The sequence below is a fragment of the Acidaminococcales bacterium genome (assembly GCA_031290885.1).
GTDB lineage: Bacteria > Bacillota > Negativicutes > Acidaminococcales > JAISLQ01 > JAISLQ01.
This window is the reverse complement of sequence record JAISLQ010000055.1, coordinates 1-16,724: the sequence shown is the minus strand read 5'-3', so window position 1 is coordinate 16,724 and position 16,724 is coordinate 1. Positions and strand designations below refer to the sequence as shown.

Annotated in this window: 17 protein-coding genes; 3 read left to right on the top strand and 14 right to left on the bottom strand. The window is 56.8% G+C overall.

The features are described 5' to 3' along the window. On the bottom strand, positions 1–296 hold a 296-nt coding region (locus LBO03_06690; GenBank protein ID MDR3349274.1), incomplete at its 3' end, for an Rpn family recombination-promoting nuclease/putative transposase. A gap of 103 nt (positions 297–399) precedes the next feature. Further along, positions 400–618, bottom strand: coding sequence for a hypothetical protein (locus LBO03_06685; protein MDR3349273.1), 219 nt, complete (start codon positions 616–618; stop codon positions 400–402). A 463-nt stretch (positions 619–1,081) separates the two neighbouring features. On the opposite strand from LBO03_06685, the gene LBO03_06680 reads away from it, so the two are divergent. After that, complete coding sequence (locus tag LBO03_06680; GenBank protein ID MDR3349272.1) at positions 1,082–1,843, top strand: hypothetical protein; 762 nt, start codon at positions 1,082–1,084, stop codon at positions 1,841–1,843. Between the two features lie 592 nt (positions 1,844–2,435). Further along, positions 2,436–3,053 carry a DUF1638 domain-containing protein gene (locus tag LBO03_06675; protein ID MDR3349271.1) on the top strand — a complete coding sequence of 206 codons (618 nt, stop codon included), beginning with the start codon at positions 2,436–2,438 and terminating at the stop codon, positions 3,051–3,053. A 33-nt stretch (positions 3,054–3,086) separates the two neighbouring features. Here LBO03_06675 and LBO03_06670 read toward each other — a convergent pair whose 3' ends face one another. Then, the gene (locus LBO03_06670) at positions 3,087–3,488 is read right to left on the bottom strand and encodes a hypothetical protein (protein ID MDR3349270.1); all 402 of its coding nucleotides are present in this window, start codon (positions 3,486–3,488) and stop codon (positions 3,087–3,089) included. Between the two features lie 93 nt (positions 3,489–3,581). Between LBO03_06670 and LBO03_06665 the strand changes: the two genes are divergently transcribed. Beyond that, positions 3,582–4,535: a YybS family protein gene (locus tag LBO03_06665; protein MDR3349269.1), complete on the top strand. Its 954-nt coding sequence runs from the start codon at positions 3,582–3,584 to the stop codon at positions 4,533–4,535. Between the two features lie 148 nt (positions 4,536–4,683). Here LBO03_06665 and LBO03_06660 read toward each other — a convergent pair whose 3' ends face one another. From LBO03_06660 to LBO03_06610, 11 genes are all read right to left on the bottom strand, one after another. Beyond that, positions 4,684–7,068 (bottom strand): homocysteine S-methyltransferase family protein, encoded by a 2,385-nt coding sequence (locus LBO03_06660; protein MDR3349268.1) that lies wholly within the window; start codon positions 7,066–7,068, stop codon positions 4,684–4,686. Beyond that, positions 7,052–7,735, bottom strand: a complete 684-nt coding sequence (locus LBO03_06655; protein ID MDR3349267.1) for a hypothetical protein — start codon at positions 7,733–7,735, stop codon at positions 7,052–7,054. The genes LBO03_06660 and LBO03_06655 overlap by 17 nt, the downstream gene beginning before the upstream one ends. An 11-nt stretch (positions 7,736–7,746) precedes the next feature. Beyond that, positions 7,747–8,247: a GNAT family N-acetyltransferase gene (locus LBO03_06650; protein MDR3349266.1), complete on the bottom strand. Its 501-nt coding sequence runs from the start codon at positions 8,245–8,247 to the stop codon at positions 7,747–7,749. A gap of 83 nt (positions 8,248–8,330) precedes the next feature. Beyond that, entirely contained in the window at positions 8,331–8,651 is a 321-nt protein-coding gene (locus LBO03_06645) for a LysM peptidoglycan-binding domain-containing protein (protein ID MDR3349265.1), read from the bottom strand. Between the two features lie 135 nt (positions 8,652–8,786). Next, positions 8,787–9,743 (bottom strand): AEC family transporter, encoded by a 957-nt coding sequence (locus tag LBO03_06640; GenBank protein ID MDR3349264.1) that lies wholly within the window; start codon positions 9,741–9,743, stop codon positions 8,787–8,789. Between the two features lie 55 nt (positions 9,744–9,798). Beyond that, a complete protein-coding gene (locus LBO03_06635; protein ID MDR3349263.1) occupies positions 9,799–10,467 on the bottom strand; it encodes a hypothetical protein in 669 nt (222 codons plus the stop codon). A 238-nt stretch (positions 10,468–10,705) separates the two neighbouring features. Continuing rightward, the gene (gene nifU / locus LBO03_06630) at positions 10,706–11,131 is read right to left on the bottom strand and encodes a Fe-S cluster assembly scaffold protein NifU (GenBank protein ID MDR3349262.1); all 426 of its coding nucleotides are present in this window, start codon (positions 11,129–11,131) and stop codon (positions 10,706–10,708) included. 37 nt (positions 11,132–11,168) lie between these two features. After that, positions 11,169–12,395: a cysteine desulfurase NifS gene (nifS, locus tag LBO03_06625; protein ID MDR3349261.1), complete on the bottom strand. Its 1,227-nt coding sequence runs from the start codon at positions 12,393–12,395 to the stop codon at positions 11,169–11,171. 172 nt (positions 12,396–12,567) lie between these two features. Beyond that, a complete protein-coding gene (locus tag LBO03_06620; GenBank protein ID MDR3349260.1) occupies positions 12,568–14,061 on the bottom strand; it encodes a hypothetical protein in 1,494 nt (497 codons plus the stop codon). A gap of 35 nt (positions 14,062–14,096) precedes the next feature. Then, positions 14,097–15,119: an alpha-hydroxy-acid oxidizing protein gene (locus tag LBO03_06615; GenBank protein MDR3349259.1), complete on the bottom strand. Its 1,023-nt coding sequence runs from the start codon at positions 15,117–15,119 to the stop codon at positions 14,097–14,099. Positions 15,120–15,165: 46 nt separating this feature from the next. Next, a complete protein-coding gene (locus tag LBO03_06610) occupies positions 15,166–16,365 on the bottom strand; it encodes an MFS transporter (GenBank protein ID MDR3349258.1) in 1,200 nt (399 codons plus the stop codon). Between the last annotated feature and the right edge of the window lie 359 nt (positions 16,366–16,724).

Genomic DNA, 16,724 nt, shown 5'->3' with positions numbered 1-16,724 from the left:
GTCGAATATTCGCGCGCCCAATGAAAAAGTGTCCGCTCCGGGAAGTCGTTTTCGTCCCTGACCTGTATTTCCAAGTCCACCCTTTGCCCATCCACCGTCATATTAATGTCAAGGCGGCAGAACTTGTCCCCGATCGCTTCCGGCGGCATTTCCGGGTTCGTTATCGCGAACTTACCAATGCTGCCGTGCTTCACGCCGAGCAGTTCCGCGACAAGCCGTTTGAGCAAATCGGGGTTTTTCACAAAAAGCATTTTAAACAGGGTATCGTTCTTGAAGGTGTATTCGAGCTTTGTCACAAGGCGGGCTCCTCTATGTAATGTATTGTAGCACGTTTTTGGCCGTTTTTCAATGGAAGCGCGCTCTCTTGGGTAAAGGGCTTCCCCCTCCGCTTGCGTCTTGTCAAGGCCGCCCTCCTGAACTTGCCTTAATAAAGTTGCGGGCATGGCATGATTTTTCAGCAAAACATAACGGGAAATCCGCCGGGAGAAGGATGTTGAACGGCAGCGCCAACATGCCCTGAATTGCCGCATACATTACGCCTGCCGGCTTTGCGCCAAAAAAGAAGGAGAACTCTCTTTCCGCCTTTTGCCGATTTTCTCCGTAATCGGCCTGCCGCACGGCAAAGGATCCGCCAGACGGTTGATTGCCTTTGGCCGCCTGTGAATCTTTTGAAAAACGGTTCCGCAGCCATAGCTTTTGCCTCGGCTATATTGCGGCACAAGGGCATCTTTTAAAATTAAAACAATTTTAACAAAAGCAAACTAGATATGGTAAACTAATGGCATGAATTACCGCGCCGACGGTCAGGCAAAATGCCATATCCGCGCCAGGCTGGGTTTGCCGACCGGCGCCTGGCGAGCGGCCTATGTTGGCGATGCGAGGGGGCAAGAAGCGCCAAAACGGATGAGCGCGGATACAGGAAAGAGAGGGCGGCGCAATCCCAACTTGCGGCGGAAAGGAAAAGCCCGCGCTATTGGGCGGCAAATCTGGCAATATTGCGGTTTTGCGAAACCATTTGCCCATTTTTAGGGTATCGGCAAATATCCTCGGAAATAAGATTATACTTCGCGAGGTGAAAACAATGCATCCTGACTGGACGGCAGGCGAAGAATTTTTAAAAAAGGCGGACGCGAGGTTCATCCCCTTCATGGAAAAATACGGCCACTGCAACCTTCGCCCCACCGAACCGAAAAAATATTACATATCGCTCCTAAAAGCCATACTTTCGCGCGAACTCCCGGTAGAGGCCGCCCGAATGTCCGTTGCGGCCATAGAGGAAAAGTACGGGGAAGCCCCCCGGCCGGAGGACTTCATAACAAACAGGTTCAGGGGGCTTCATATTTCCAGCATGGGTTTTCATAGCACGGCCTTTGGCCTTACGGAAAAAATCTTGAGCGGGGAAGTTCCCATAGACAGCTTCCCGGAGATGGAAGACGCCGCGATCGTAAGCTGCCTGCGCAAAGTCAAGGGGCTGGAACGCTGGACAGCGGAGATGTTCCTTGTCCTCGTCATGGCCAGGCCGGACGTGTTTCCCAGCAAAGACATCCCGCTGCAAAAATGTCTGCAAGAATTTTACGGCCTTCCGGAGAAACCCAAGAACACCCGCGACGAAAACCCCCTCACGGCACCCTGGCGCCCTTGGCGGACGCTGGCCGTCTGGTACTTGTGGCAGGCCTACAACGAACAGCAGGAGGCCAGGGAGAAGGCGCGCGCGGAGAGGCGGGAGCTGGAAAAGAAGGCGGAGGCGGAAGCCGCAGCCAAAAAAAAGAGAGATTTCAGGCGGCCGCAAAGCGCGCCTGACCAGTACCGGCCGAAGATCAGGGTATGGAGGGCGAAAGAATAGGTTTCCTGCGCAATCTAAACGGCTCTGACAAAATTTATGCGTGCGAGGTCGGGCGGCTCGGCGGCCCATATAGGCCGATGGGGGGAAATTTCGCCCTTTTAGCGCCGAAAGGGCAGATTGCGAGGTTGAACCTGCCCGGTTAGGCAGGTTTTATGCCTCGTTTGCATGTTTTGCCATAAAGATTTCCGGTATTGTTTTTAATCGGCAGTTACTTAGAATCCGTTGTACAGTTTCATCCTGCGCCCGACAGGAATCCTCGCTAAAACGAACATCCGGCAGCCGGCGCATGGATTCAACACTCCATTCGGCGCGGGCATGGCGCAAAAGTCCCCGCGCCGTTAGTGTTTTGCCGGATATGTAATAATGCCGCTCATTTGACGTTCCTTATTTGGCGGCAAATTGCGTATTGAACGCGCCGATACTGGGCAGACCCTCCAGTTCTTCTCCGGGTCGCCCGGTTTGCCTCATCCGTTACAAACGCGGCGCGTTTCTCAACGCGCACACGACTCCCTACCAAAATAAAATATCGCCGGGCGGTCATTTATGGTAAAATGAATAATCGACAGGCAAATTTTTTAAGGAAACGATTTTAATGGCAAACGGCGCAAAACCGGCCATAGACATCCTGTCCTGCGATGCGTTCGCCTGGGAGCTGGGCACCTTGGCCAAAGAGATAAACGAAGACGCCGCGCGGTCTTACCGGGTAAATTGCATTTATCTAACGCAAAGGCTGCATGTGGATTTCAATCGTTTAGGCGAGGAAGTCGCGGCCGCTTTGGGGAAATTGCGCGGGAGCAAGGTCGCGCTGCTTTACGGCAGCCTTTGCCATCCCGATTTTTCTTTTCTGCCTGGCGGCGGAATCCACCGCCTGAAAGAGATAAACTGCATACACGCCATAAGCGGGGAGTCAACCGCCGGCCAGCCACGCTCTTTTTTCCTCACGCCGTCGCAGCTGGCCAAGTGGCGCGCCAATTTTTCTTTTGACCGCAAAGGTCCGGAAGAAAAGCGCGATTTTAAGGAGCGTTTCCGCAAATATTGCGATAGCGCCGTTTTTTTGGATACAGGCGCCGGCGCGGCCGACGAAAAAGAGCTGGCCTTGTTTGCCGAGGCAACGGGGCTGGCCGTTCAAAAGAAACAAATCGGGCTCGCTCCCTTTCGAAAAACTCTCTTTGCGCTGCTTGAGGCAACTTGGCGGGGCGCCCCGCCCTGAGCGCGGCGCCCCCATTTTGGCGCGTTTTGCGCCCTACTTTTTCAGTATATCCACAACGATTGGCTGCAAACCGCGTCCGTAAGTATCGCGCCAGTATTTGTAGGAATAGGAGAGGCCAAAAGCCCCCCAGAGCAGCGCGCCGAACAAAATCCCCCGGTCAGGCGGCATTTTCATCCGCAGCGCCATGTGATAGCCGAAAATCGCCCCCGCGATCAGCGCTGCGGCGGTCGGCAGCACCAGCAGTATGTTGTCCGTTGTTTTGCCGGTTTTCTGCCACTTTATTTTCACCAGCCAGCCAGGGCTGGTTTTCAACGGGCAAGATACGTCAAGGGTTTCGCCGGTTGTTTCCCGCCCGTCTTTTTTTAATATCTCCACAATGGCGCGTTCGCCTTTTGTCTTTATTATTTTGCCTGTCATTTCCCCGTTTTTGTCCAACGCCCATTCTCCCCATCGCTTTGCTGCGCATATCAAGCCGGCGCTTAATGTGTCCGCCGTCAGTTATTATAACATATTATCAGGAGGTTTGTTGTGCAAAAAGATGCCAGATCCATGGTGGAGGCCGGAGTATTGTCAGCGGTGGCGGTCGTTTTTGCCGTCATCAATCTTTACATACCTTTGCTGGGGATTTTTCTGAATGTTTTCTGGCCGGTGCCCTTGGTGCTGCTGGGCGTCAGGCACGGGCTCAAATGGAGCGCGCTTGCGCTGGCTTCTTCCGCCCTGATCCTGGCCATAATCGTCAATCCGCTGCAAAGCCTCTTGCAGGCCGCAGGATTGGGCGGCATCGGGCTTGTCCTCGGCTGGAGCCTTAACAAAGGCAACCCTCCTGTCATGACGTTGGGTTTTGGCGCCGCCGCCTCGCTTTTGTCAAAGATTTTGGTCATAGCTCTGCTTTTTTTGTTTGCCGGCGGAAACCCTTTCGACCTCGGCCCGGAAACTATCGCCAAGGCGGTCTCCGACACGATGGAACTGTATCGTTCTTTTGGCATGTCGGATGCGGAACTGGCGCAAATAAAACCGATTGTGGAGTCCACATTAAACATGATGAAGCTTATCCTGCCGGCGGGGATTGTCTTTGCGGCTTTTTTTGACGCTTACGCCAATTTGTGGCTCGCGCGGGCCATTCTCGGGCGGTTGGGGACATTCACGCCCGGGCTGCCGGAATTTAAAAATTTGCTGCTGCACCAGCATTTCCTGCTTTTTTACGGCGTTTCCCTATTGCTGACCGCCCTTTTAAAAAACCAGCCGGACAGCCTCTTTTATCAAGCAAGCGTCAACGCCAATTTCATCATGGCCATGCCGATTTTGCTGCAAGGAATCGCGGTCGCCTGGTCGTTCAGCTACCGAAAAAACTGGCCGGGCATTTCCCGCTGGTTGCTTGTCAGCATGCTTATACTCTTGCAGCCGGTGTCAATAGTCGTCATATTCCTCGGGATGGCCGATTTTGTTTTTGATTTCAGGAAATTGCGCCCGCCGCGCACCTGAGCGGGCGACCGTCGCTTTTTCGGCAACAGGCAGGACAAACGAAAATCCGCCGGGCGGAAAAATCAAGCAGGAGCCAAACGGCAAAAGCGCGGCTTGATTTTTGCCCGGCGTTTCCCTGCCGTCGCGCCTTGCGCCCTAAGCGCCTCGGTCAGACTTTGCGGCCTTTGACCCATTCCTTGGCCTGTTTTACCGCCGATAGGGCGTCGCTGGCGTACATGCCGGCACCGATGCTTTCGGCGTAGCCGGCGGTCAGCACCGCCCCGCCGACCATTATCCCTCCCGCATAGCCGCTTTTCCGCAACAGATCTATACATTCGCCCATTGCCCCCAAGGTGGTGGTCATCAAGGCGCACAGCCCGACGATGTCGGGTTTTTCTTTTTCGGCCGCCGCCAGTACCTTAGCGGCCGGCACGTCTTTGCCAAGGTCGATTATGTCGAAACCGCCGCTTTGCATGAGGGTTGACACGATGTTTTTGCCCAGATCGTGGATGTCTCCCTCAACGGTGGCCAAGATAATTTTCCCCCGGGACGGCGGACGCCCCTGCCGCCCGGCTTTTTCTTTTAATACGGCGAAAGCCGCCTGCATCGCTTCCGCCGCCAGCATGACCTGCGGCAGGAAAGCTTTCCCGCGCGCGAATTTGTCGCCGATGTCGTCCATGGCGCCGGTCAGTGCCCGGTTGGTAATTTCAATTACCGTCCGCCCCTGCCCATGGGCCTTAGCGGCAAGGTCTGCGGCCGATTCTTTTTCGCCGCGCGCCACCGCCCTAAGCAGCGCGTCCAGTATGTCCTCGTCCCCGGGCGGCGCGGCGGGCGCGGCCTTCTCGCCGGCAGCGGACACATGGGACGAGCTGAAAGCGATGCCCTGGCTGTCCTGCCCGTTGATTACGCTGGCCGCTGCCAGCAATTCTTTTATGTATTTGGCCAGGGGATTGATGATCGGGGCGTCCAGCCCATTGGCCAAGGCCATCAGGAAAAAGGCCGCGTTGATCAGTTCCCGTCCGGGAAGGCCGAAAGAAACATTGCTCAAGCCCATAGTGGTCGGGCAAGGGAAATTTTCTTTGTATAATTTCAGGGTGCGCAGCGTTTCCGCCGGCGCGCTCCCGTTGGCGGCGGCGGTGAGCGCCAGCGCGTCCAGCACTATATCGCCGTTGCCAAGCCCAGCCTCTTTCGCCGCCCGGATTACGCCGCCCACGATTTTCAGCCTTTCTTCCGCCGTCTCGGGCAGATCCTTGCCAGTCAGCGGCAAAACGATGACCGCCGCGCCGTAGCGTTTGGCTATGGACAGGATGGCGTCCCGTTCCGGCTGTTTGCCGCTGACCGAATTTATCAGGGCCCGCCCCGGAAAATACCGCAGCCCCGCCTCAATCGCTTCCGGCTGGGCGCTGTCGATGGAAAAGGGCAGGTCGACGATCGCGGAAAGTTCCTCCACCAGCCGCCGCATCATCGCCGCCTGGTCAATGCCCGGCACGCCCGCGTTGATGTCGAGCACGGCCGCGCCGGCCTCCGCCTGCGCCAAAGCTTCTCTTTTCACGGCGATCAGGCTGCCGCTTTTCAGCTCATCCGCCAGTATTTTGCGCCCGGTAGGATTTATCCGCTCGCCAATGAGCGCCGTTTTATGCCCGCCGCCCAGCCAAAGAGCGCCGCCGCGCGAGGACAGCCTTACGCCCGCCGGCAGGGGGCGGCGCGGCGATGGCCGACATTTTTCCAGTTCTTTTTTCATGGCTTTTATATGCGCCGGCGTCGTGCCGCAGCAGCCGCCGACAAAAGACGCGCCGGCCGCGACCAGGCGCGGGACCCATGCGGCCATGTCTTCCGGCGAGAGGGGGAACACGGCCTTGCCGCCCACAACCGTCGGCAGACCGGCGTTGGGCTGCACCGAAACCGGCAGGGCGGTTTCTCTTGCCAGTTCCGCCACCAGCGGCAGCAACTGCTCGGGGCCGAGCGAGCAGTTCAGGCCGATGACGCTGACCCCCAGCGGCTCCAGCGCGGCGGCGGCCGCCGCCGCGCCGGAGCCGGTTACGGTACGGCCGTTTTCGCCAAGGGTGAGCTGCCCGATGACCGGCAGGCGGCAGGCCGCTTTGGCCGCCAGCACGGCGGCGCGCATTTCCTGCAGGTCGATGATGGTTTCGATCAGTATATAGTCCACGCCCGCCCCGGCCAGCGCCTTTATCTGTTCTTCGTAGGCCGAGGCGGCTTCGTCGAAAGAGCACGCGCCAAGCGGCGCGATGAGCTGCCCGGTCGGCCCGACGGAACCGGCGACGAGGGTGTCCCGGCCGCAAGCGGCGCGCGCGGCGCGCGCGGCGGCGGCCACTATTTGGCCGACCCGGTTTTCCAGGCCGAAATCTTTCAATTTCAGCCGGTTGGCGCCGAAAGTATTGGTTTCGATAATGTCGGCGCCGGCTTCGACATATTCCCGGTGTATCGCCGTTACCTGGGCGGGGCTTGTTACGGCCGCGTATTCGGGGCAGGGGCTGTCCGCTATGCCGAGCGCCTGCAATTGAGTGCCCATCGCGCCGTCAAACATCTTCAACATCGTTTTTTGCCCTCCTTAGCCGACAACCGGCGTTCTCGCAGTACAAGCAGGCATCCCCGGCTTTGCCCGGCAGCATGGAGAAACCAAGCCCCAGCGCCGCCGTTATGCTCTTGCGCGGCGCGAGCATGAATGACTTGGTCGCGCCGAGGCCGATCCGCGCCGCGCCCGAAAGCTCCAAAATCCGCGGCTGCTCTTTTATGTCCCAGTCGCCGTAGCCGGGGCTGAACCGCCGTCCGGCGCCAAGCCCCAGCGCCCTCACCGAAGAGGCAACAAAAGCGCATAAGCTGTCGGCCGCCTGTTCCACCGCGCTGTCGGCCGCCGCGTCCAGCAAGAGCGCCTTGGTGTATTCGCCGGCGGCAAACAGTTGGTTGACGCGCGTTTCGATGTCGCCGCCGACGCTTACGGCCAAAACGGCGACCTTCACCGCGCCGCGCAAATGGGCGCAGAGCTTGAGGCTTTGGGGCAAGTAGTCGCCGCCGGGAATTTTCAGCGCGGGCGCCTGATAATCATAGATTTCCCACGCGCCGGCCGGGCGCGCGTAGACCAAAGCATCCTCTGCCGCCGCCGCGATTACGGCATGCGGCAGATCTTCGCTTTGCCGCATGCCGGCGTAGCGAAGCATTTCTTTTTTATTTATATGGCCTAATACGGGATTGAATACAGGCAAAAAAACACCCCTTAACATTGAGCGCAATTATACTCGCATATCAGTCCCTTGCCGGCCACCAAATGCAAGACGGGATATGGCCTTCCCGCCATATCAAGCTCGGAACGCGCTTTTACCGCAAACCCCATTTTTCGGTAAAATTCCACGGCATTTTCATTTTGTTCATTTACATCGACTTTTTTTACGCGCAACTTTTTAACAGCATAATCAATGAACGTTCTTCCTATGCCTTTTCCCCGCATGTGAGGAATTATGAACAGCATTTCAATTTTTTCCGCCGACGTACCCATGAAACCAAGTATTTTACGGGAAGCGTCCCGGACGGCAAACAATCTGACATTGTCAAGCCCTGTCGCCGGAATTTGCTTTTTATAAAACAAAATGTCTTCTTCTTGCAAAAAAGCGTGGCTTGCCCTGACAGACATTTCCCAAACGCGCATGATTTCGCCGTATTCATCTCGCTTGACGCCCAATATGGCACAAGCGCCGTTGCCATTGCCATTAAAATCCATAACTTTCCGTTTCCCGCCGGATGCCGCCCTACGCCCCAACCGCCTCCCAAGGCGGACGCCCCAATCCGGCGGCGGTTCCCGTTTCAGGGCGCGGCCGCGCGCCGACCGGCGAAAGCGACTTTTCCCCCGGCCTGCCCTTTCAGCACGGGGACGGTTATTTTCTGCCCGGGGCGGATGGCATCGCCCGCGCCCAGCCGGTTTTCTTTGTAGACGCGTTCCACCACTGCCCGTATATCTTCGCCGCCGGCGGCAAACCCGGCGCTGATCGCCCAAACGGTGTCTCCCGGCAAAACAATGATTTCCACGCGCTCAAACACTTCATCCGGCGCGGCAAAAGGCAAAAAAGCAAAGGAACAGGCGACGGACGCGGCGAACAGAGCCAGCAGCGCTTTTGTTATATTCATAAAACCATCTCCGAACAATTGTTTGCTATAGGCAAATACTATCAAACATTTGTTCGGAACGGCAACTGCCGTTTTTGCCCGTTTAACGGATTTATGTCCGCATATCTCTTGCTATCGCGCTATGCCGCCTATTTCCTAACTGTTGAAATATACATACAGCAGCCACATATAAGCCGGAACCACGAACATAAAAAAGAAGGTGGACGCGCTTGTGAGTATGGCCGCGTATTTTACGTCCAGGCCGTAAGTCGCGGCGATAACCGGCAGGGCCACCGCCACCGGAGCGGCGGACTGCATGACCAGGACTTTGAATTGCATGGGATTTGTCGGTATGAGCATGCTCAGGCAAAATATGGAAACAGGCCCGATGACAAACCTGCCGATGTGCGCTATGAGCATGTCGGCATCCATTTTAAGCTCGCTGATTTTCGTCTTGCTCAGGGCGAAGCCGACAAAAATCATGGCCAAGGGCGTGGTCATGCCGCCGATGTAGCCCAAAGTGCTTTTAAGGACGGCGGGGATTTTCAGGCCGAGGGCGATGACGACCGCCGCCGTTATCAAACCGATGAGCGGGGAAAAAATGATTTTTTTCAATGTGTCCAAAACGCCTATTTGCGCGGCGCACCCCGACCCTTCGGCCGCCGCCTGGTAGACGGCCACGCACCATAAGGCGGTGGTGTTGGCGATGAAATATTCAAAAACATACACGGAACTGTCTTCGCCGAATAGCGCTATGTTAAGCGGCAATCCTATATACATGCAGTTGGAAACGTAGAACATGCTTTTGAATATAGCGCGCCGGCCTTTCGGTATGTTGCGCAGACGGCAGACCGCGCTGCCTATGTAATAACTTATGACAACGGACAAAACAGGAATAAGCAGTTCATGAAACAACAGCAGGAAATTTTCGCGGGTAAAACTGTTCGTTATGTTAAGCAAGACCATGCAAGGCAAGGATATTTTGGTAACCAGGCTGGAAATCAGCTTCGCGCCGCCGTCGTCTATCCAGCCCCGCAAGGAGATGACCAGCCCCATCCCAAGCATTATGCCTATGCTGATCACGCTCTGGATCGAGTGGAAGATTATTTCCAACGCCAACACTCCCGATGGGATCGCCGTCCGTCAGCTTCCTTAAACGCCATCCGCTTCACTCGTCAAACACTCCGTCGTCTTTTTTGATCGCCGGCTTGCCGCTATCCGGCGCCGTTGCCGCAGCGGCCGGCGCCGTCGTGTCGGCGACCGCCGCCCGGTCGCCCGTGAAAAACTCTTCATTGACGCCGTCCCACATTATCCGCAATTCTTTGCGCCCCGCCCCGGCGCTTAGCACAATGCCGCGCCGCCCGTCCATCTGCAAAGGCGCGTTCAGCACGTCAAGCGGCGAAAAGCCGTTCACCGCTATCGCCCTTATCGTGCCATCCCGGTCCTTGCCGAGGATGACGACTTCCGCCAACCGCACGTACCGGCCGCTCACCGCCCCCAGGCCCAGTATGATGACTTCCTCGTGCGAGTTGTCCCGCAGGTTCGCCTTATAAAGCGAATAAGAGCGGCTGCCCGAGAGCCGCACGACGGAAACGCCTCCGTCCCCGGACGGAAAAGCGATCAGCAACAGGCGGCTATTGCCGCTTTGCGCTATTTCCTCCGCGTACAGGGTTTTGGGTTCATTGCCGAAATCAACCGTCAATGGCGACGTTAAAAGCCCATTGCCGCCAAAGGAATATTTTTGCGCGATATAACGGCTTTCCGCCGATACCGCCGCGCCGGCGGCGAATACTGCCGCGCAGACAAAAAAAAGGCCGTAAAAAAGTTTTTTGCGCATAAAAGCCCCAACTCCTTTTTCGTCACATTGAAGCATATCTTATCCATGTTTTATACTGTTCTTAGGTTAAAACGCTCTTTAGGTTCGGCGAGGCTTCAGCGCAAAGAGGGCGGTAAATCGTCCGCAAGGGCAGTATGATTTTAACCTGAGAACAGTATCAGCCGGAAAACAGGATTGGCTTTCGCGAACATCGGAAATGACCCCGCGCTCCGCCAGGGTCATTTCACGGATCGGCCTTTTAATGGCGCTGGCCGGCGCAGGCATTTTCACAGCCGCCGCATTCATCATCGTCCAGCCTGATGTCGCTATAATCTAAGCCGCGCTTTTTTTTGTAATCGATTATCGCGGCCTTCAGCGCATCGGCCGCTAAGTTTGAACAGTGCATTTTTACCGGCGGCAAGCCGTCCAACGCCTCGGCGACCGCTTTGTTGGTCAGCCGCTGCGCCTCGGCGATTGATTTGCCCCGCGCCAGTTCGGTGGCAATGCTGCTGGTGGCGATCGCCGCGCCGCAGCCAAAAGTTTTAAACTTTATGTCGGTTATGATCCCGTTGTCCACTTTAATGAAAAATTTCATTATGTCGCCGCACACAGGATTGCCAACCTCGCCTATGCCATCGGCGTCGGCTATTTCGCCGACGTTGCGCGGATTGGCGAAATGATCCATCACTTTATCCGTATACACAAGCCCATACCTCCCTGCCTTATTTTTCCCGCCCTACCGGGCAGGCCGCGCAGTTTTTGAGTTCCTGCCGGCCGCAGACGCCTACCTCGGCCTTGTAAACAGGCGACATTACCCGCAGAAATTCCGCTATCGGCGGCAGTTTTTCCAAAAGATAGTCTATGTCTTCTTTCGACGTTTCCGGCGACAGGGTAAGCCGTAGCGACCCGTGCGCCGTCGCGTGGTCAAGCCCCATAGCCAAAAGCACATGCGACGGGTCGAGCGAGCCCGACGTGCAGGCCGAACCGCTTGAAGCCGATATTCCGGCCATGTCGAGCCTAAGGAGCATCCCCTCGCCCTCTATGTAGCGCACGCTTACGTTGACATTGTTGCTCAGGCGCATCTTTGGATGGCCGTTAAGTTTAACATAAGGTATTTTGGCAAAAATGCCGTCAAGCAAATAATCGCGCAATTTTTCCATATGGGCGTTGTTTTTTTCCAATTCGGCGCCGGCCAATTCACAAGCCTTGCCCAGCGCGACCGCGCCCGGCAGGTTTTCCGTTCCCGCCCTGAATCCCCTTTCCTGCCCGCCGCCGTGAATGAGCGGCGGCAGCTTGACGCCTTTTCGCAAATAGAGGGCGCCCACGCCTTTGGGCCCTTGTATTTTGTGCGCGGTGAGGCTCAAAAGATCTATGTTGTCGCGTTCCACGTCAATGTCCACATGGCCGGCCGCCTGCACCGCGTCGGTGTGAAACAGTATTTTGCGCTCGCGGGCGATGGCGCCGATTTCGCGGATCGGCATTATCGTTCCCACTTCATTGTTGGCGTACATTATGCTGATCAGGATAGTGTCCGGCCGGATCGCCTGCTTTACATCCTCCGGCGTTGTCAGCCCGAACTCGTCCACCGGCAGGTAGGTAACGGCAAACCCTTGTTTTTGCAAATATTCGCAAGTATGGAGAATCGCGTGATGCTCCACCTTGCTGGTAATTATATGCCCGCCTTTTTTCCCGTAAGCTTCGGCGATCCCGCGCAAAGCCATATTGTCGGCTTCCGAGCCGCCGCCGGTAAAAATTACCTCTCCCGCTTTCGCCCCGATTAGCCCGGCTACTTGGGCGCGCGCCTCTTCCAGCGCTTTTTTCGCTGTCCTGGCCTCGGCGTAAATACTGGAAGGATTGCCAAAATTGTCCCGCAGGGCGGGCACCATGACTTCAAGCACCCTCGGGTCGATTTTGGTCGTCGCGGCATTGTCCAAATAAACGCGTTTCATATCATAAACCCCTCTTTCTGTTCAAGCAAGCCGCCTGAAAACAAGCGCGCGGCCGTGCAGCTTGGCGGCCGGCGCTATTCCGACTTATCAAGTCGGATATTAACTCAATGATAGCAGATAATTGCCCGCTTGTAAATAGAGGGGCGGAAAAAGTATTTTTCCGCATATTTTCTCAAGGCGCCGGACGCGGCGCAGCAAGACTGACGGGACGCTCGCCCGGGATGAAGGCGTACCCTTCGTAAATCCGTCCGTCCGCGCTGACCGTCGCTTTGTACTGATAATTTACGCCGGAGGAGCCGTCGCGTCCGGCTTGCTTTGTTATTTTGACCGTTATTTCTCCCTGCTCGCCGCGCAGTGCGTAAAGCCAACTCTCGCCGCTTCCCGGCGCGGCTTCGGATTTTTGCGGCTTGCTGTAGGCAAAGGCGCGGACAGGTTTGGCGGACAGCTCAAAAATGGCCTCGTCCCCGGTCAGTATCCGCAGCCGCCAATGCGGGACGCTGCCGACGCAAACAAAGTCGGCCGGAAAAGACATGTCGTCCAAAGGCCAAGAATATGCTTTCAACATGCTCTCCACTACGAAAGTGCGGGGATAAGGCACCGGGCGCAAGAAGAAAGTTTTTTCCGTAACGCCTTTCAGCTCCGCCATAATATAATTGCCGTCCGCGCCCGCGATCTGGCGCATCTCTTTGAACAGCCGCCCGGTTTTGCCCTCCAGCAGCATATACTGTTTGCCGCCGGCGGGCTTAAAAAGATCCAGCCCGCCGAAAGAGACGTACAGCCCTTTTACCCGTTCCGACACATCGGCGTCGATCTGCCGCGCGATTTCCGCCAGAAACTGCATGAGCTTGTTGTCCGGCGCGTAATTTTGCTTCGCCCAAGCTTTGGCGGCCTGGCCGGCATACCAGCCGGTCTTTGTCCCTGGATGCTTTTCGGCCACCGCCAGGTAACTTGACAGCACTTCGCGGCTGAGCCGACCGCCGGGCATGGCGCCCTCGTCATAAGATGTTTTTGCCAAATACTCAATCGCTTTGCTTTTATATAATGCGGCGGCCGCCGACGTGCGGTACGACAGGGGGTATTTTCGCAGGTAATTTTCTATTTTCAAAAGCAGGGCGGCTTTTTCCCGGCATGTTTGGGCAAGATCGGCGGCGCGTGCTTTCGCTGTTTTGGACTCGTCAAGGCAAATTTCAAAATAGTCCCGTATTTCATCCGTCACCTTCCCGCCGTAGGCCCGCAAAAGATAAGCGTAATCCGGCCAGGGATAAAAATGCCCGTCCCTTTCCTCAATATAATAGCCGCCCGCCAGAGTTTCGCGGACGGTTGCGTCCATAGCGGCGTCAGGCAAGAGGCGGATTTTTTCCGGCGCGAATTCCTGCCCGAAGGCGGCGCGCATCGCCTGCTGCAAGGCCGGATCCAAAAAGCGGGCGTTGGCTGCCGCCCAATTGCTTTTCAATTCATCTTCCACCAAGAGCGCCAGCCGTCCGCAATCTTCTTTGTTAAGCGCCAAGGATGCGCTTTCCGCCGCCGACAGCGCTTGCGCGCCCTGCCGCTCGCGCATTTTTTCAACCAAATCGGTCAGGTCGGCCGGCGCGGCCGCGCCGGTGGGCGCCATGCCCCAAACAGCCGCTCCCAGGAGCAATATTCGCAGCATTTTACCGAAAGGCACAAGAAGTCATCCCCTTTGATGGCCTTGCCATGCCGTTATTTTTCCCGGCGATAAATAAAAGAGCCGTCAATGTCCGCCAATTTGGACGCGCCGGTCATGATCATGGCCATTTTCAACTGATCAATCATCGCGGCAAAGGCAAAAGCTACGCCGTTCGCGCCGCCGGCCGCCGCCTGCGCGAAAGGGCGGCCCACCAGCACCGCGTCCGCGCCCAGGGCGAGCATTTTCAATACATCGACGCCCGTGCGCACCCCGCCGTCCACCCAGACGGCCATCTTCCCTTTGACCGCCCGCGCGATTTCCGGCAACGCCATGGCCGTACCTGGCGTATGGTCAAGCACCCTTCCCCCGTGGTTGGAAACAACTATGCCGGCCGCCCCGGCGGCAAGCGAAGCCTTTGCGTCTTCCACGGTCATGACGCCTTTTATGATAAGCGGAAGTTTTATTTCTTTGGCCAGTTCCGCAATTTCCCGCTCGGTCTTAGGACCGACCGGCTGGTTCAGCCTGGTCATGTTTATCAGCGCCGCCGAATCGATGTCGGCGGCTACCGCCGGCGCTCCAGCGCGCGCGGCTGTTTCCGCCTGCCGTATTATATCGCGGTTGGGGCGCGGCTTGATCGTAGGTATGCCCCGCCCGCCGGCCTCGGTTATCGCTTCAATGCCGCTTCTGTAGATTATTTCCGGCCCGCCGTCGCCGGTCATGCCCAGGCAGCCGCTTTGCGCGGCGCCGGCGACAATGCTTCGGGCGTAGTCGCCTTCGGGCGTGAAATCGTTCAGGTTATAAGATATGCCGCCAATGGGCGCGGCGATAACCGGCGCGGCCATTTTCACGCCGAAAACCTCGCAGCCTGTGTCCGGGTTGCCGGCGCTGTGGACTATGCGCTGGCGCAACAGCACATCCCGCAAGGCCATGATGTTGTTTTGGAAGCTCCGTCCGGTCAGTACGCCCCCCATGCCCGGTATTTCGCCCGCGCAGGCGACGCCGTCGCAAGTATTGCATACCCGGCAGAATTTACCGAATTTTTCCCTCCCAAGATCCCGCAAAACCGCCTTGTCCATCTTTGCATCCCCCCCTGTTTTTTGAAAAAGCAAAGCGCGCTGTTTTTTACGCGCCGGCCGCCCGGTGCCAGAGCGGCGCGACCAGAAGCAGGCACGCCCCCGCCATGAAAAAGGGCGCGTGAATGCCGCCGTAATTGTTCAAAGAATAGCCGACGATCGGCCCGATTGCAGACCCGAGGTCAATCGCCAGGGAATGTGCGCCCAGAACCGCCGGGGCGTTTTTGCCGTCTGCGGCAATGTCGGCCGCGAGCGCGTCCGAAAGCGTGGTAACCCCCGTGCCCGTAAGCTGCAAAAGTATAACCAGCAAAAGCCAGGCCCACAAGTCTATTTTATAAGAAATGGCTAAAAACAGAAACGCCGCCAAAAAACAATTTTTTTGCAGCAAGGAACGCCGCTTCCCGCCCGTGTCGGAAAATCTGCCGATTTTGGGCGCAAGATAAGGTTCCCATGTCCAACGCAGCGCTTGTAAAAAACCGGCCACGCTGGCCGCGCCCAAACCAAACTCGGCCAGCAAATCCGGCCTGATCTCATGCCGGCCGGTCAGGAAACTTAACATGGAATTGAATATCCCCTGATAAGCGAGCGCGGTGAAAAAACTAGTCGCAATCAGCGCCGCCGTCAATTTGCTGTCAAACAGCGCGCCCAGCGCGCCGAATGTTTTTTGTCCGCCGCTTTTGAAAACTCCGGCCGGTACGTACTTATGCACCAGCGGCAGAGAGAGCAGGCTGAAACCGGCGAAAATGCAGCCGGCGGCGTTGGGAGCGGACAGTTCCGCTATAAAAGCGCCGCCCAGCATGCCAAACAGGCTGCCCAAACGGAAAATGCCGTTGTAGGTGCCCATATGCCGCCCGTGATCGGACGCGCAGGAAAACTGCAAAACGGAAAAATAAGAACCCAGCCGCAAAAGGCTCCAGGCCGCGCCCCAGAAGCAACGGGCAATTAATAGCGGCCAAAAGCCCGAAACGAGAGAATAAGAGGCGGTAGTAAACATGGACGTTACAACCGCCAGCGCCATGCAGGTCCTTTGCCCTATGTTGGCGTAAAGCCACACGGCCAAGGGATTCAAGGGCAGCCTGACCAGTCTGTTGGCCGCCAGCAGCGCGCCCGCCTGCCATACGGAGTCCAAGCCGAAATCGCGCCAGTAAAGCGGCAAAACGATATAAAGCATGGAGTCGCCCAAAAGGCAAAAAGCGGTAATAAGCGAAACCATAGCGGTCGAGCGCAGGGCGCCGGCGCTTTTGTCCATACGTTCTCCCCTCCCGGACGAAAGTAGCCGCCGGAGCCTTGCCGCAGCAAAAATTATAGCGCAACAATTGCGGCGTCCAGCCTGCATGCCTATATTGAATACTACCACTTATGCCATGTTCCGTCCAGATCTGCCGCAAATATAAAGTTTTGAAAGCGCGCAGCGCTTTCAGATGAGGCCTCGTTTAAAACCATTTACGGGAAAAAATAGCGATAGCCGTAAGAAGCACAAAGGAGAGGATGGGTTGTTAGCCACTTTTGGCCGCGCCGCCGAAAAAGTCCAGCTTAAGGTAAAGCCTGTCTCTGTCGTCTTGCGTTATGCCCAGATACCGCTGGGTCGTCGCGAAAGAGCTATGGTTG

Coding starts and splice junctions, on each gene's coding strand:
- LBO03_06680 (MDR3349272.1), top strand. CDS start 1,082: ATGCATCCTGACTGGACGGCAGGCGAAGAATTTTTAAAAAAGGCGGAC.
- LBO03_06675 (MDR3349271.1), top strand. CDS start 2,436: ATGGCAAACGGCGCAAAACCGGCCATAGACATCCTGTCCTGCGATGCG.
- LBO03_06660 (MDR3349268.1), bottom strand. CDS start 7,068: ATGTTGAAGATGTTTGACGGCGCGATGGGCACTCAATTGCAGGCGCTC.
- LBO03_06650 (MDR3349266.1), bottom strand. CDS start 8,247: ATGGATTTTAATGGCAATGGCAACGGCGCTTGTGCCATATTGGGCGTC.
- LBO03_06645 (MDR3349265.1), bottom strand. CDS start 8,651: ATGAATATAACAAAAGCGCTGCTGGCTCTGTTCGCCGCGTCCGTCGCC.
- LBO03_06635 (MDR3349263.1), bottom strand. CDS start 10,467: ATGCGCAAAAAACTTTTTTACGGCCTTTTTTTTGTCTGCGCGGCAGTA.
- nifU (MDR3349262.1), bottom strand. CDS start 11,131: ATGGATCATTTCGCCAATCCGCGCAACGTCGGCGAAATAGCCGACGCC.
- nifS (MDR3349261.1), bottom strand. CDS start 12,395: ATGAAACGCGTTTATTTGGACAATGCCGCGACGACCAAAATCGACCCG.
- LBO03_06615 (MDR3349259.1), bottom strand. CDS start 15,119: ATGGACAAGGCGGTTTTGCGGGATCTTGGGAGGGAAAAATTCGGTAAA.
- LBO03_06610 (MDR3349258.1), bottom strand. CDS start 16,365: ATGGACAAAAGCGCCGGCGCCCTGCGCTCGACCGCTATGGTTTCGCTT.